The following is a 14,883-nucleotide window of genomic DNA, read 5'->3' on the forward strand; positions in this document are numbered from 1 at the left end:
ATGAAGTATTTCAGGATATCGTTTATTGCCACATTCGTCCTGATGGGGCTGGCAGCCTGGTGGGGTTACGGCCATGGCGGCCCGGCGGCGGCGATGAACGCACTCTTAATTACCGGCATTCTGGGCGTCATGGAAGTGTCGCTCTCGTTTGATAATGCGGTGGTCAACGCCTCGGTCCTGAAGACCTGGAACGATTACTGGCAAAAGCTGTTCCTGACCGTGGGTATCCTGGTGGCCGTGTTCGGCATGCGGCTGGTATTTCCACTGGCCATTGTCGCTGCAGCAACCGGACTGGACATGCTTGCGGTCTGGGATATGGCGCTCAAGACACCCCAGGAATACTCGCGTCACCTGATGGGCGTGCACGAGGAAGTGGCAGCCTTTGGCGGCGCCTTCCTGCTGCTGGTCTTCCTGAATTTCCTGTTCGATGAAGAAAAGGACGTGCACTGGATCCACTGGTTTGAGGAAAAAGTGGGCAAATACGGCACGGAAAGCCTGGCCGTGCTGCTGGCCCTGGTAAGCGTGGTGCTGTGCGTGCAGATGGTGCCGGAGGCCAAGCGCTACAGCGTGCTCTACTCCGGGGTGATCGGCATCGCGATTTACGTGGGCGTGGGCTGGATCAGCAGCCTGCTGGAAGAAGAAGGCCATGGCGAAGTGGGCAAAGCTGTTGCCGGCGGCTCGATTGGCGGTTTCCTCTACCTCGAAGTGCTGGATGCATCTTTCTCCTTCGACGGCGTAATCGGCGCCTTTGCCATCACCAGCGACGTGGTGATCATCATGCTGGGCCTGGCCATCGGCGCCATGTACGTGCGTTCGCTGACGGTCTACCTGGTGCACAAAGGCACGCTGGACGAATTCATTTACCTGGAACATGGGGCACATTATGCGATCGGCATCCTGGCCCTGATCATGTTTGCCAGCGTGAAGTATCACATTCCGGAGTGGGTCACTGGCTTGTCCGGGGTGGCGTTTATTGGTGTTTCGCTGTGGTCTTCCCTCAAATATAAGAAACTGGAGTCTGAATGAGACGTGTGCTGGTGATTGGCGGCGGCCTGCTGGCTGCCGTGGCGCTGCTGTTTGCGGCGTATGTGTGGCTGGCGTTGAGCTATTCGTATTCGGAGGGGGAACGCGCTGGGTACTTGCAGAAGTTTTCCAAGCGCGGGTGGATTTGCAAGACCTGGGAGGGGGAGATTTTGCTCACGCCGTTGCCAGGGATGATCCCGGAAAAGTTCGAATTTACGGTACGTGATGAAGCGGTTGCGGGGCAGATTGCCTCGGCTGCGGGCAAGCGCGTAGTGCTGCATTATGCGCAGCATAAGGGTGTGCCGACTTCGTGCTTTGGAGATACGCAGTATTTTGTTACCTCGGTGGACGTTCAGCCTTAAACCGGTAACCTCGGAAAAAGGGGTTAGCGCCCGCGCCACACGGAGCCGGCAGTTTCCTTGAGGCGGCCAATCACATCGCGCGCCATGGTTTCGGAGTGCTCATCCGCCGGATGAGCAGCCTTTTCCTCCATCGCATTCAGCATATTCTGCGCCGCATGCTGGCGGCGGGTTTCCTGCTCCAGCAGCTTCTTCTTCGACTCCACCATTGCTGCCGTCGTCGCAGTCACACGACGCTGCATCTCCGCGTGCGCATGAACGGTATCGACCAGCGTCTTCTGCTCCGCCAGCTTGGCCCATTCCGCCTGGTTGAAGGCGGTCTCGGCCTCCTCACGCTGGCGCGCGACTTCGGCCAGCTGCTCCTCCGCATCCGCGCGTGACTTGGCGGCAGCGGCGGCCTGCTTCTCCAGCTCCAGGCGCAGTTCGATCGCCTTGGCCGCACGCACCTCGGCAGCATTGGCCGCGCGCTGCTGCACCAGTTTCTGGTCGATCAGCGCCAGCGTCTCGCGTTCCTTGGCCACGAACTCCAGCTCAGACTTGAGCAGCGATTCCTCCGCCGCCACGCGCGCCTGCTCGGCTTGCGCGCGTTCAGCCTGCACCTTGCCCAGTTCCACAGCGAGGCGTGCCTGGGCAGCCGCAGCTTCCGCAGCAGCGCTCTTATTGGCCGCATCGCGTTCCAGCTGCTCGGCCATCGCGCGCACTGCAGCGGCTTCCTGCTCGACGGCGGCCTGCAGGCGCGCATCGGCAGCTGCTTTGCGGCGCGCTTCGGCGGCGCCGGCGCGTTCGGCGTCGGCGCGCGACTTGGCGGCTGCCGTCGCCAGTTCTTCGGCAGCGATACGCTCATTCATCTCAAGCAGCGCGGCCTGTTCGGCCTCGGCGCGGGCACGTTCGGCATCGGCCAGGCGCACGGCGGCGGCGGCTTTTTCCTGCGCCAGCGCATTGGCCTGCTCGATGGCGGCCAATTGCGCGGCCACGGCGTCGCGTTCGATCTGTTCGGCGGAGGCATGTTCGGCCGCCACGGCGGCGGAACGCACCGACAGTTCCTGGCGCTCGGCCGCGGCTGCAGCGGCGCGCTGGTGTTCCTCGGCTTCAATGCGGGCTTGTTCGGCGGCGGCTTGCTCGGCCTGTTCGCGCAGCTTGGCCTGTTCCAGCGCCACGGCTTCCGCTTCCAGGCGGGCACGGGTTTCGAAATCGGCTTGCTGCTCCGCTTCCACGCGGGCCATGGCGATGGCGTGCAATTCGCGGTCGGTCTCAACGCGGCGCTCGGTGGCGGCAATGATCTGCAGATCCGCATCGCGGCGCGCTTGCGCCGAGGTGGCGGCCATGGCTTCGACACGCTCGCGGTGCTGGGCGGCGTCTCGGATTTCCTTTTCGGTTTGCAGGCGCAGGTGCAGCGACTGGGCAGCGCTGCGGTCGGATTCGGCCTTGGCCAGGGCGATCTGCTCCCGCTCCTGCTCCAGGTGAGCCAGCGCGCGGGCCTCTTCCAGTGCACGCACTTCGGCGGCAGCGCGTTTGAAGGCGGCTTCCAGCGCCACCTGGTCGGCGCGCTCGCGCTGGCGGGTCGCCTCCAGGGCTTCGGCTTCGGCTTGCGCCAGTTGTTCGGCGGTCATGCGCGCGGCGTGGGCCTGGCGCTCGCGCTCGCGCGCCATGGCGGCCATGCGGGCGTCGGCGGAGGCCACGCCCACCACTTCCTCGCGGGCGGCCTGCACGGCTGCGGCGCGCTCGGCGGCTTGCAGGCGGGCGTTTTCGGCCTGGGCGGCCAGTTCTTCGGCGGCCTTGCTGGCCAACTCCGTCAGTTTGGCTTCCTCGGCCACTTGTTCGGCGGCGCGGCGGCGGCTTTCTTCCTCGGCTTTGGCGCGCTGTTCGGCGGCCAGGCGGACCTGGATGTCGGCATCGACGCGGGCGCGCAGCTCTGCGGTTTCCTGCTTGACGGCTTCCAGCCGGGCGACGCTGGCCGAGGCGGCAGCGCGCAGGGTGTCCAGGCGTTCCTGGTTGGCTTTGATGGCTTCTTCAGCGGCTTCGGCATTTTGCAGCGCGGCGGCGGCGGCGGCGGATTCGAGGGCGGCGCGGTCTTCTGCCAAGGCGCGGGCGCGGGCTTCGGCGACAGCGCGCGATTCGGCGGCGCACTGGGCTTTGGCCTCGGCTTCGACGCGGGCGATGGCTTCGGTGATGGCTTTCAGCTCGGCTTTCTCATGCTCAGCGCGGTCTTCGGAGGTTGGTGGCAGTTGGGCTTGCATGAGGATCTCGCTTGGCGTTTGGGGTGATGGTGCCATTATCGATGAGACCAGCTGGGGTGAAGCTTGGGAGGAAGGCGGGGAATTCCCGGCAATTCTCGCTTTTAAACCCGGTAAACCTGGGTCAGACCCTCCAGAAGCCGCCGGTCGTAGATCAGACTGGGTCTGCCCCTTGGGTCAGACCCTGGTTTGCCGGGTTTAGACCGGCCACAGCGGCGGCTCGTCCATCAGCGCGATCTGCTCGCGCAATTCGAGGATACGATCCTGCCAATATCGTTGTGTATTAAACCACGGAAAAGCTGCCGGAAACGCCGGATCATCCCACCTGCGCGCCAACCAGGCCGAATAGTGGATAAGCCGCAACGTCCGCAAAGCCTCCACCAGGTACAGCTCGCGCGGATCAAATTCCCGCATATCCTCGTATCCCGCCAGGATATCCCCCATCTGCCGCACCATGTCGCGCCGCTCGCCGGACAGCATCATCCACAAATCCTGCACCGCCGGCCCCATGCGGGCGTCGTCGAAGTCGACGAAGTGCGGCCCCGCATCCGTCCACAAAACATTGCCGCCATGACAATCCCCATGCAGGCGAATCAGCGCAACCTGCCCTGCCCGCTCATAGCAACGGCGCACGCCATCCAGCGCCTGGTCAACCACCGAGCGCCAGGGCGTCACCAGCTCCGGCGGCAGGAAATCATGTGCCAGCAGCCAGTCGCGCGGCTCCTCGCCGAACGACGCCAGATCCAGCGTCGGCCGGGAGGCAAAGGGCTTGGCCGCCCCACAGGCGTGGATACGGCCGATAAAACGGCCAGTCCACTCCAGCACCTTGGGATCGTCCATCTCCGGCGCCCGCCCGCCATGGCGCGGGAAGACGGCAAAGCGGAATCCCTCAAACGCATGCAAGGTTCGCCCGTCGCGGGCCAGGGCCGGCACCGCAGGCACTTCGCGCTCCTGCAACTCCTGCACGAAAGCATGCTCCTCCAGGATCTGCTCATCGGTCCAGCGCCCGGGGCGATAAAACTTGGCCACCACCGGCGGCCCCTCCTCCATGCCCACCTGGTAGACACGGTTCTCATACGAATTCAGCGCCAGCAGGCGGCCATCGCCATACAGGCCGATGCTGGCCAGGGCGTCGAGCACCCGGTCGGGGCTCAAATCTAAGAAAGGATGCGTCATGTTCGCAATTGTAAGGGCCAGGGCGTATACTGTCGCCCTTCGACCCAATATATTGAGCACCAAGCCATGCAACTCGACCAGCCATTGACCGACAAAGAATTCGACGAACTCGATAACTTCCTGCTCAGCGACCAGAGCCCGGAAGACTCCATGACAATGGACCACCTGCATGGCTACCTGACCGCCATCGCCATTGGCCCCGCGCCGATCACCCCGGCCGAATGGCTGCCGAGCATCTGGGGCGAAGACCGCAAGGATGGCCCCAAATTCAAGAATCCAAAGCAGGAAGAGCGCATCTACAACCTGATCACCCGCTTCATGAACGAAGTGCTGGTGACCTTTGAGGTGGCGCCAAAAGAGTTCGAGCCGCTGTTCGTCGAGCATGAACACGAAGGCAAGACCCTGCTGAACGCCGAAGCCTGGTGCTGGGGCTTCTGGGAAGGCATGGAACTGCGCGAAGGTTCCTGGGACGAGATCTGGGACTCCGAAGCAGCCCCGCTGATGCGCCCGATCTACCTGCTTGGCGCCGACGAGATCAAGCCGGAAGAACTGCCGGAAGTGGAAGACCCGGTCAAAGCCCACCAGCTGGCCCTGGACATTGAAGCCAACCTGCCGGCCATCCACAAATGGTGGGTACCACGCCGCAAAACCGGCGTGACCACCGTCAAGCACGAAGAGCCGAAAGTCGGCCGCAACGACGACTGCCCATGCGGCAGCGGCAAGAAGTACAAGAAGTGCCACGGCGCCGAGCAATAAGCGTCACGCCTTCCTGGACAGCCCGCCAAGCGCGGGCTTTTTTACGTATTTACTCTAAATCTGGCGAAGAGCCGCTGCCATAATCGGACTCCTTACGTAAGAGGAGAACCCAATGAGCATCCCAGCGCTGGAAACCGTCACCATCAGCGTAGAAGCGCACATCGCCACCGTGCGGCTGAACCGTCCAGAGAAGATGAACGCCATGAATCTTCAGATGTGGCACGACATCCGCAGCGCCTTCCGCTATGTGGACGACACGCCCGACATCCGGGTCGCGGTGCTGGAAGGCGAAGGCAAGGCATTCACCGCCGGCATCGACCTGCAAATGATGATGGGGCTGGGCCAGCAGATCCAGAGCGACTGTGACGGCCGCATGCGCGAATCCCTGCGCCGCATCATCCTCGACCTGCAGGACACGCTGAGCAGCCTGGAACGCTGCCGCAAGCCTGTACTGGCAGCCGTGCATGGCGCCTGCGTCGGCGGCGGCATCGACCTGATCACCTGCGCCGACATGCGCTATTGCTCGTCCGACGCCTGGTTCACCATCAAGGAAATCGATATCGGCATGACCGCCGACGTGGGCACCCTGCAGCGCCTGCCGCGCCTGATCGGCGAAGGCATGGCGCGCGAACTGGCGTATACCGCACGCAAAGTGGACGCCGCCGAAGCCAGGGAAATCCGCCTGGTCAACCGCGTCTTCGCATCGCCGGAAGCGCTGCGCGAGGGAGTCCGCGCGATTGCCGCAGACATCGCCTCCAAGGCTCCGTTAGCCGTACGCGGTGTCAAAGAAATGATCACCTACGCGCGCGACCACTCGATCGCCGACGGCCTCAATTACAACGCCACCTGGAACGCCGCCATGCTGATGTCGGCCGACCTGCAGGAAGCCATGATGTCCAGCATGGCCAAGCGCGCCCCCGCGTTCAAGGACTAATTGAAAACAGAAGAGCCCGTGTCCCACCTTGGGGTCATACCCGAAATGAGACACGAGCTCATGCGCGAAGCGCCTGAGCTCGTGTCTCATTTCGGGTGTGACCCCATGGTGGGACACGAACTCGGCTGTACTTACTCTGGCGGGCTTAGAGCTTGATGAAGTTCTCGCGGTAGTACTTGAGTTCTTCGATCGATTCGATGATGTCGGCCAGTGCGGTGTGCTTTTGCGCTTTCTTGAAGCCGGCGACCATTTCGGGCTTCCAGCGGCGGCCCAGCTCTTTCAGGGTGGAGACGTCGATATTGCGATAGTGGAAGAACGCTTCCAGCTTCGGCATGTACTTGACCATGAAGCGGCGGTCTTGGCCGATGGTGTTGCCGCACATCGGCGATTTGCCCTTCGGTACCCATTGGCGCATGAAGGCGATGAACTCGGCTTCCGCTGCTTCTTCGCTCACGGTGGAGGCTTTGACGCGGTCGATCAGGCCGGAGCGGCCGTGCGTGCCCTTGTTCCAGGCGTCCATCTTGTCCAGCGTTTCATCCGACTGGTGGATCGCCAGCACGGGGCCTTCTGCCAGCACGTTCAGGTGCATGTCGGTGACGACCATTGCCACTTCGATAATGCGATCGGTTTCAGGCTCCAGGCCGGTCATCTCCATGTCCACCCACACCAGGTTCATCTCATTCGGGCGCTGTGCGGACTCTGGGCTTGCAGGGGTGTCGTTCGCTTGTGACATAATTCTCTCTAAGACAATATAAGGCAGGTTAATCCGCCATTTTCTCACAGGCACAGAATGTATTCACACGCGTTTTCGTATTTGTTCGTTGCATTTTTAGCATTAACCCTGCTGGTGCGCTTCTGGCTCGCCTCTCGCCATATTCGCCATGTGATCCAGAACCGCGCGGCAGTGCCGGCCGATTTCGCGGAAAAAATCCCTCTCGCAGCCCACCAGAAGGCGGCTGACTACACCATCGCCCGCACCAAGCTTGGGCTGGTGAATATGCTGGTGTCGACCGTGGCGCTGGTTGGTTTTACTTTGCTGGGCGGCCTGCAATGGCTGTCGGCGACCGTGTTCAATGCCACCGGCGGCGGCATGACTTACCAGATTGGCCTGATCGTGGCTTTTGCCCTCGTCTCCGGGCTGATCGACCTGCCGCTCGATTACTACCGCCAATTTACGCTGGAAGAGCGCTTTGGCTTCAATAAAATGAGCAAGGGCCTGTTTTTCTTCGACCTGGTCAAGGGCGTCGGCATCGGTGCGGTGATCGGCCTGCCGCTGGTGTGGGTGATCCTGGTTCTGATGCAAAAATCGGGCAGCCTGTGGTGGCTGTATGCCTGGTTGGTGTGGTGCGGTTTCCAGCTGCTGATCATGGCGATTTTCCCGAACTTCATCGCTCCCCTGTTCAATAAATTCACGCCGCTCGCTGACGAGTCGCTGAGGCAGCGCATCGAGGGCCTGATGGCCCGCGTGGGCTTCGCTTCCAAGGGCCTGTTCGTGATGGACGGTTCCAAGCGCAGTGCGCATGGCAATGCTTACTTCTCGGGCTTTGGCGCGGCCAAGCGCATCGTGTTCTATGACACCCTGGTCTCCAGCCTGTCGCCACAGGAAGTCGAGGCGGTGCTGGCGCATGAACTGGGCCACTTCAAGCTGAAACATATCGTCAAGCGCATCGTTGTGATGTTTGCGCTGTCGCTTGGCTTCCTGGCGCTGCTTGGCTACCTGAAAAACCAGCTGTGGTTCTACACCGGCTTGGGCGTGAATCCGATCATCGTGCCTGGCCAGTCCAACGACGCACTGGCGCTGATCCTGTTCATGCTGGTGCTGCCGGTCTTTACCTTCCTGTTTGGTCCATTGACTTCACTCAGCTCGCGCAAGCACGAGTTCGAGGCCGATGCCTTCGCGGCCAAGCATACCGATGCGCGCGACCTGGTGTCGGCGCTGGTCAAGATGTACGAGGACAATGCGTCGACCCTGACGCCTGACCCGCTGCATTCGGCCTTCTACGATTCGCACCCGCCGGCCAGCGTGCGGATTCGCCAACTCAATCTGGCGACAACACCATGAGTGCGCCAATGACAGCGAATATCCACACCGCGGCCGACCTGCGCGCCCTGCGCTGCAGCCACCAGGTGCAGGCCCTGGACGCAGCGGAAGCGCTGCGCCTGGTGCAGCTGCTGGATGGCTGGAGCATGGCCAGCGGCAAACTGGTGAACACCTTCGGCTTCAATAACTACTACGAGACGATGGCTTTCGTGAATGCGCTGGCTTTCATCTCCCACCGCGAGGACCATCACCCCGAGCTGGTGGTGGGCTACAAGACCTGCCAGGTGCGCTACGACACGCATTCGGTGAACGGCTTGTCGGTCAATGATTTCATCTGCGCCGCCAAGGCCGATGCGTTAGGCCAGGCATGAGCAAGGGGACCAAACGCACCGGCACCATCATCGCAGCGCACGGCCGGCACTACCTGGCGGAAGCGGAGGGGCAGCGCCTGCAATGCGTCACGCGCGGCAAGAAGACCAATGTCGCCGTCGGCGATATCGTCGACCTGACCCTGACTTCACCCGACCAGGCAGTGATCGACAAGATCCAGGAGCGCAAGACGCTGCTGTACCGCTCCGACCAGTACAAGTCCAAGCTGCTGGCGGCCAACGTGGACCAGTTGTTCATCGTGGTCGCCACGGAGCCAAGCTTCTCCGACGACCTGGTATCGCGCGCCCTGGTGGCGGCGGAAGCGGCCGGCATCCACGTGCGCCTGCTGCTGAACAAAGTCGACGTGACCGAGATGCTGGAACACGCCCGCAAGCGCCTGCAAGTGTATTCTTCCATGGGCTATGAGGTGCTGGAGGTATCGGCCACCGGCCAGCCCGAACAGACCGGCGCCACGCTGGCGCCGCTCCTGCAAGGTCACTCCTCGATCCTGATCGGCCAGTCCGGCATGGGCAAATCGTCCCTGATCAACATCCTGGTGCCGGATGCCGATATCGCGACGCGCGAAATCAGCGAGGCGCTCGATACCGGCAAGCACACCACCACCTTCACCCGCCTGTACCACGTGGGGCCGGATTCAAGCGTGATCGATTCGCCGGGCTTCCAGGAATTCGGCCTGTACCACCTGAGCGAAGGCATGCTGGAACGGGCCTTCCGCGATTTCCAGCCCTATCTTGGCGGCTGCCGATTCTACAACTGCCGGCATTTGAGCGAGCCGCAATGTGCCGTGCTGGAGGCGGTCAACGAGGGCAAGATCGCGAAAATGCGGCATACCTTGTACGGCCAGTTGCTGCACGAATCCTCGCAGACGCTTTACTGACGGGACGACCATGCAGCAGCTGTTCGCCGATGACAATGCCGTAGCGCAGTGGGAGCTGGAACTCCTGCCATTGCGCGGTATTGAGCGGCTGCCGCTGCTGCTGTCCCTGGCCTGGCACCTGCGCCAGCGCGACGGCAAGCGTGCGCAGGAGCTGGCGCGCAAAGTCAGCGCCCTGTTGCCCTCGGCCCACCTGCCGGACGATGCGCGGGCGTCGATCGAAGCGCGGCTGCAGTTGATCGATGGCGAAATCCGCTGGCTGCTGGGCGAACTTGACGCGGCTTCTTCGCTGGCTTCACGCGCCCTGGAAGTGTTCGAAGCCCAGGGCGACAGCATCGGCCGCGCCGATGCCCACTGGCTCAAAGCCTGGATCTCGGTCGACCGCGGCGACCATGGCCAGCGCGATGCCGAACTGGAAGCCTGCGCCAACGCCGCCCATGCGGCCGGCGACCAGCAGCGCGCCACCATCGCCGATGCGGTGCAGGCGCGCTGGGCCGCGCTGCGCGACCTGCACGCGGCCACCCAGCGCTGGGGCGCCCGCTTCGACCTGGCGGAAGAAGTTCCGCCCGGCGTCGACTGCTGGATCAACGACTTTTTCGGCATCGCCGCCAGCCAGTCCGGCGATATCGGCAATTCCGCCGGCTTCTGGATCCGCAGCTATGAGGCGGCCCTTGAAACGGGCCAGATCCGCGCCGCCGCCACGGCTGCCGCCAATATCGCGGAAAAATTCTCGCACCTGAACGACCATCACTCCGGCCTGGAGTGGATGCAGCGCGCCATGGAACTGGCCAAGCCGACCGGCTGGCCGCGCAGCATCGGCTCCTGCCTGGTCCACACATCCGACATCGTGCGCCGCCTGGGCCGTCTCGACGCGGCCGAAGAATTGCTGCGCGAAGCGCTGGTAATCCTGGCGCCGCAAGCCAACGGCCGCGCCTATGCCATCGCCTTGCAGCACCTGGGCGACCTGTGCCTGGACAAGAAGGATTATGGCGAAGCGCTGGACGCTTTCCAGCGCCTGTCGGAGCGCGCCGAAATCCTGCAGCAGAGCGACTTCAAGATCGTCGCGCTGCGCGGCCAGGCCCACGCCCTGTGCTTCCTGAATCGTTCGCTGGAGGCGCTGGACATGGCGCAACTGGCGGTGGATCGCGCCTCGCGCCATCACAATGCCTTCCACCACGTCGAAGCGCTGCGCGTCCTGGCCCTGATCCATGGCCAGCTGCAGCTGTCGGCGCCGCCCGGCATGGCGGAACCCAACGCCCGCCTGCACTACCTGCACAAGGCTTTGGAAGCGGCGCAGACGATCGAGGGCTACACCGTGCCGGGTGACCTGTACGATGCGCTGGGCGCGGAATACGCGCGCCTGGGCGATTTTGGCCGGGCCTACGAGATGGCCACCGCCGCTAGCGCCGCGCGCGAAAAGACCCACACGCTGGAGGCGACCAGCCGCGCCATCGCCATGCAGGTGCACCACCAGACCGAACAAGCCCGCGCCGAGGGCCTGCACCACCGCGAGCTGGCCATGTCGGAAGCCCGCCGCGCCGAAGTGCTGCAGCAGACCAGCAAACTGCTGGAACGCCTGTCGGCCATCGGCCAGGAAATCACCACCCACCTCGATGCAGGCGCGGTGTTCCAGGCCCTGGACCGGCACACCCACGCCCTGCTCTCGGCCAATACTTTTGCCGTCTACCTGGTCGATCCCTCTGGGCGCCAGCTGGAACGCGCCTTTGGCGTGGAAGCCGGCCAGGCCCTGCCCCGCAACACCATCGCGCTCGACCACCCGACGGCCTACACCGCGCAATGCCTGCGCGAGCGGCGCGAAGTGTACATCGAACATGTCCCGTCCGAACGCGACAACCTGGTCACGCCCGGGACGGCGGCCAGCCGCTGCGCACTGTTCGTGCCGCTGCTGGTGGGTGAACGCGCGCTGGGCGTCATGACGGTACAGGCCATGCACCCCAATGCCTACGGCGAACGCGAACGCCTGATTTTCCGCACGCTCTGCGCTTACGGCGCCATCGCGCTGGACAACGCCCACGCCTATGCCCAGCTGCAGGAGGCGCAGTCGCAGCTGGTGTCGCAGGAAAAGCTGGCGGCCCTGGGCTCGCTGATGGCGGGCGTGGCGCACGAGCTGAATACCCCGATCGGCAACAGCCTGCTGATCGCCAGCACCCTGGAACAGAAGACCAACGCGCTGGAAGAAGCGGTCAACGGACCGGGACTGCGCAAATCCCAGCTGCTGTCCTTCATCGACGATGCACGCAAGGCTTCCACCCTGGTGATGCGCGGCCTGCACAGCGCAGCCGACCTGGTGTCCAGCTTCAAGCAGGTGGCGGTGGACCGCACCACCGAGCAGCGCCGCGTGTTCAACCTGCACCAGGTGACGCATGAAATCGTCGCCACCGTGATGAACCGCATCCGCAAGGACTACCACCATCTCGAATTCGAGGTGCCGGAGACGATCACCCTGGACAGCTATCCCGGCCCCTTCGGCCAGGTGATCACGAACTTGATCAACAACGCCCTGCTGCACGGTTTCGACGGCCGGCAGGATGGCCAGATGCGCCTGGTGGCCAGTACCCCGGTGGAGGGCCGCGTGCTGATAACATTCAGCGACAACGGCGAAGGCATAGCGCCGGAGAACCAGTCGCGCATCTTTGACCCCTTTTTCACCACCAAACTGGGACAAGGCGGCTCGGGGCTGGGCTTGTCAATCAGTTATAACATCGTTACTTCCCTCTTGGGCGGCCAGATCGCCGTCAGCAGCAGCGACGCCGGCACCACGTTCACGCTGGACCTGCCGTTACTGGCCCCGCGCCACGACCCCGAACGCCCGGCCACGATTTATTGAAATGCCCGTATAATCTTTAGTCCACCGCAGCAAATCCAAGCAAAGATGTCTATACCACCTAAAAGCATCAAGCATTACCTCCAGTTCAATGACCTGACCCTGGAGGAATACGAATATGTGATCGCGCGCGCCGCGGAAATCAAGCGCAAGTTCAAAGCCTACGAGATTTACCATCCGCTGATCGACCGCACCCTGGTCATGGTGTTCGACAAGAATTCGACCCGTACCCGCCTCTCCTTCGAGGCCGGCATGCACCAGTTGGGCGGCGCCGCCATCTACCTGAATACCCGCGATTCCCAACTGGGCCGCGGCGAGCCGGTGGAAGACGCCGGCCAGGTGATGTCCCGCATGTGCGACATCATCATGGTCCGTACCTTCGGCCAGGACATCATCGAGCGTTTCGCTGCCCATTCGCGCGTGCCGGTGATTAACGGCCTGACCAACGAACACCATCCGTGCCAGGTATTTGCCGACATCTTCACCTATATCGAGCATCGCGGTTCGATCAAGGGCAAGGTCGTGGCCTGGGTCGGTGACGCCAACAATATGCTGTACTCCTGGCTGCAGGCGGCCGAAGTGTTCGGCTTCCACGTCAATGTCTCCACGCCGCACGGCTACGACATGGACATGTCGCTGGTATCGACCGACCGCTTCACCTTCTTCGCCAACCCGTCCGACGCCTGCGAAGGCGCAGACCTGGTCAACACCGACGTCTGGACTTCGATGGGCTACGAAGAGGAAAACGCCGCCCGCCTGAAGGCCTTCGACGGCTGGATCGTCGATGCCGCCAAGATGTCCCGCGCCAAGCCGGACGCCCTGTTCATGCACTGCCTGCCGGCCCACCGCGGCGAGGAAGTCTCCGCTGAAGTCATCGACGGCCCGCAATCCGTGGTCTGGGATGAAGCCGAGAACCGCCTGCACGTGCAAAAGGCCCTGATCGAATACCTCTTGCTCGGCAAGATCGACACCGAAAACCCAACTGACTGAGAAAACCATGAGTGACGTTAAAAAAGTAGTCCTCGCCTACTCCGGCGGCCTGGACACCTCCGTGATCCTGAAATGGCTGCAGGATAACTACAAGTGCGAGATCGTGACCTTCACCGCCGACCTGGGCCAGGGTGAAGAGCTGGAACCGGCACGCGCCAAGGCGCTGAAGTTCGGCATCAAGCCAGAAAACATCTTCATCGACGACGTACGCGAAGAATTCGTGCGCGATTTCGTCTTTCCTATGTTCCGCGCCAACACCGTGTACGAAGGCGAATACCTGCTGGGCACCTCGATCGCACGCCCTCTGATCGCCAAGCGCCTGATCGAAATCGCCAACCAGACCGGCGCCGACGCCATCTCGCACGGCGCCACCGGCAAGGGCAACGACCAGGTTCGCTTCGAACTGGGCGCCTATGCACTGAAGCCTGGCGTGCGCGTGATCGCTCCGTGGCGTGAATGGGACCTGCTGTCGCGCGAAAAGCTGCTGAAATACGCGGAAGACGCCGGCATCGACATCGACATGAAGCACAAGAACGGCGGCGCGCCATACTCGATGGACGCCAACCTGCTGCACATCTCCTTCGAAGGCCGCCACCTGGAAAACCCGAGCGCCGAAGCCGAAGAATCGATGTGGCGCTGGACCGTCAGCCCGGAAGCTGCACCGGACCAGCCGGAATACCTGGATGTCGAATTCGAAAAAGGCGACATCGTGGCCCTGAACGGCAAGCGCATGTCCCCTGCCACCGTCCTGGCTGAACTGAACCGCCTGGGCGGCAAGCACGGCATCGGCCGCCTGGACCTGGTGGAAAACCGCTACGTCGGCATGAAGTCGCGCGGCTGCTACGAAACCCCTGGCGGCACCATCATGCTGAAGGCGCACCGCGCCATCGAGTCGATCACCCTGGACCGCGAAGTGGCCCACCTGAAGGACGACCTGATGCCACGCTACGCTTCCCTGATTTACAACGGCTACTGGTGGGCGCCGGAGCGCGTTGCGCTGCAAACCCTGATCGACCACACCCAGGCAACCGTGAACGGCTGGGTGCGCGTCAAGCTGTACAAGGGCAATGTGATCGTGGTGGCACGCGATTCGAAGACCGATTCGCTGTTTGACCAGACCATCGCCACCTTCGACGAAGACGGCGGCGCCTACAACCAGGCCGACGCCGGCGGCTTCATCAAGCTGAACGCGCTGCGCATGCGCATCGCCGCCAACGCACGCAATAAGCGCGGCCAGTAATCACTGTCCCCGCTCCCCTAT

Annotated in this window: 13 protein-coding genes; 10 read left to right on the plus strand and 3 right to left on the minus strand. The window is 62.9% G+C overall.

Annotated features, from left to right (window positions below):
- Together GM658_RS02220 and GM658_RS02225 are read left to right on the plus strand one after the other, a co-directional pair.
- On the plus strand, positions 1-1,026 hold the full coding sequence (locus tag GM658_RS02220; RefSeq protein ID WP_155452366.1) for a DUF475 domain-containing protein: 1,026 nt from the start codon (positions 1-3) through the stop codon (positions 1,024-1,026).
- The gene (locus GM658_RS02225; RefSeq protein ID WP_155452367.1) at positions 1,023-1,385 is read left to right on the plus strand and encodes a DUF8785 domain-containing protein; all 363 of its coding nucleotides are present in this window, start codon (positions 1,023-1,025) and stop codon (positions 1,383-1,385) included. The genes GM658_RS02220 and GM658_RS02225 overlap by 4 nt, the downstream gene beginning before the upstream one ends.
- A 23-nt stretch (positions 1,386-1,408) precedes the next feature.
- Here GM658_RS02225 and GM658_RS02230 read toward each other — a convergent pair whose 3' ends face one another.
- Together GM658_RS02230 and GM658_RS02235 are read right to left on the minus strand one after the other, a co-directional pair.
- Entirely contained in the window at positions 1,409-3,619 is a 2,211-nt protein-coding gene (locus tag GM658_RS02230; protein WP_155452368.1) for a coiled-coil domain-containing protein, read from the minus strand.
- 195 nt (positions 3,620-3,814) lie between these two features.
- A complete protein-coding gene (locus GM658_RS02235; protein WP_155452369.1) occupies positions 3,815-4,792 on the minus strand; it encodes a serine/threonine protein kinase in 978 nt (325 codons plus the stop codon).
- A 66-nt stretch (positions 4,793-4,858) separates the two neighbouring features.
- Between GM658_RS02235 and GM658_RS02240 the strand changes: the two genes are divergently transcribed.
- Both GM658_RS02240 and GM658_RS02245 read left to right on the plus strand, forming a co-directional pair.
- Positions 4,859-5,548, plus strand: a complete 690-nt coding sequence (locus GM658_RS02240; RefSeq protein WP_155452370.1) for a UPF0149 family protein — start codon at positions 4,859-4,861, stop codon at positions 5,546-5,548.
- A 112-nt stretch (positions 5,549-5,660) separates the two neighbouring features.
- A complete protein-coding gene (locus tag GM658_RS02245; protein ID WP_155452371.1) occupies positions 5,661-6,482 on the plus strand; it encodes a crotonase/enoyl-CoA hydratase family protein in 822 nt (273 codons plus the stop codon).
- A gap of 145 nt (positions 6,483-6,627) precedes the next feature.
- Here the strand turns inward: GM658_RS02245 and orn are convergent, their stop codons facing one another.
- Positions 6,628-7,215: an oligoribonuclease gene (gene orn / locus GM658_RS02250; RefSeq protein WP_211841798.1), complete on the minus strand. Its 588-nt coding sequence runs from the start codon at positions 7,213-7,215 to the stop codon at positions 6,628-6,630.
- A 57-nt stretch (positions 7,216-7,272) separates the two neighbouring features.
- On the opposite strand from orn, the gene GM658_RS02255 reads away from it, so the two are divergent.
- The 6 genes from GM658_RS02255 to GM658_RS02280 are packed head-to-tail and all read left to right on the plus strand — an operon-like array spanning position 7,273 to position 14,862.
- Complete coding sequence (locus GM658_RS02255; protein ID WP_155452372.1) at positions 7,273-8,544, plus strand: M48 family metallopeptidase; 1,272 nt, start codon at positions 7,273-7,275, stop codon at positions 8,542-8,544.
- Positions 8,545-8,552: 8 nt separating this feature from the next.
- Positions 8,553-8,894 (plus strand): 4a-hydroxytetrahydrobiopterin dehydratase, encoded by a 342-nt coding sequence (locus GM658_RS02260; RefSeq protein ID WP_155452373.1) that lies wholly within the window; start codon positions 8,553-8,555, stop codon positions 8,892-8,894.
- Positions 8,891-9,790 (plus strand): ribosome small subunit-dependent GTPase A, encoded by a 900-nt coding sequence (gene rsgA, locus GM658_RS02265; RefSeq protein ID WP_155452374.1) that lies wholly within the window; start codon positions 8,891-8,893, stop codon positions 9,788-9,790. Before GM658_RS02260 ends, rsgA begins: the two co-directional genes overlap by 4 nt.
- 10 nt (positions 9,791-9,800) lie before the next feature.
- Positions 9,801-12,635 (plus strand): tetratricopeptide repeat-containing sensor histidine kinase, encoded by a 2,835-nt coding sequence (locus tag GM658_RS02270; RefSeq protein WP_155452375.1) that lies wholly within the window; start codon positions 9,801-9,803, stop codon positions 12,633-12,635.
- A gap of 45 nt (positions 12,636-12,680) precedes the next feature.
- A complete protein-coding gene (argF, locus tag GM658_RS02275) occupies positions 12,681-13,622 on the plus strand; it encodes an ornithine carbamoyltransferase (protein WP_155452376.1) in 942 nt (313 codons plus the stop codon).
- Positions 13,623-13,629: 7 nt separating this feature from the next.
- On the plus strand, positions 13,630-14,862 hold the full coding sequence (locus tag GM658_RS02280; RefSeq protein WP_155452377.1) for an argininosuccinate synthase: 1,233 nt from the start codon (positions 13,630-13,632) through the stop codon (positions 14,860-14,862).
- The last annotated feature ends 21 nt before the right edge of the window (positions 14,863-14,883 follow it).

The organism is Massilia eburnea, assembly GCF_009720745.1.
GTDB lineage: Bacteria > Pseudomonadota > Gammaproteobacteria > Burkholderiales > Burkholderiaceae_D > Rugamonas > Rugamonas eburnea.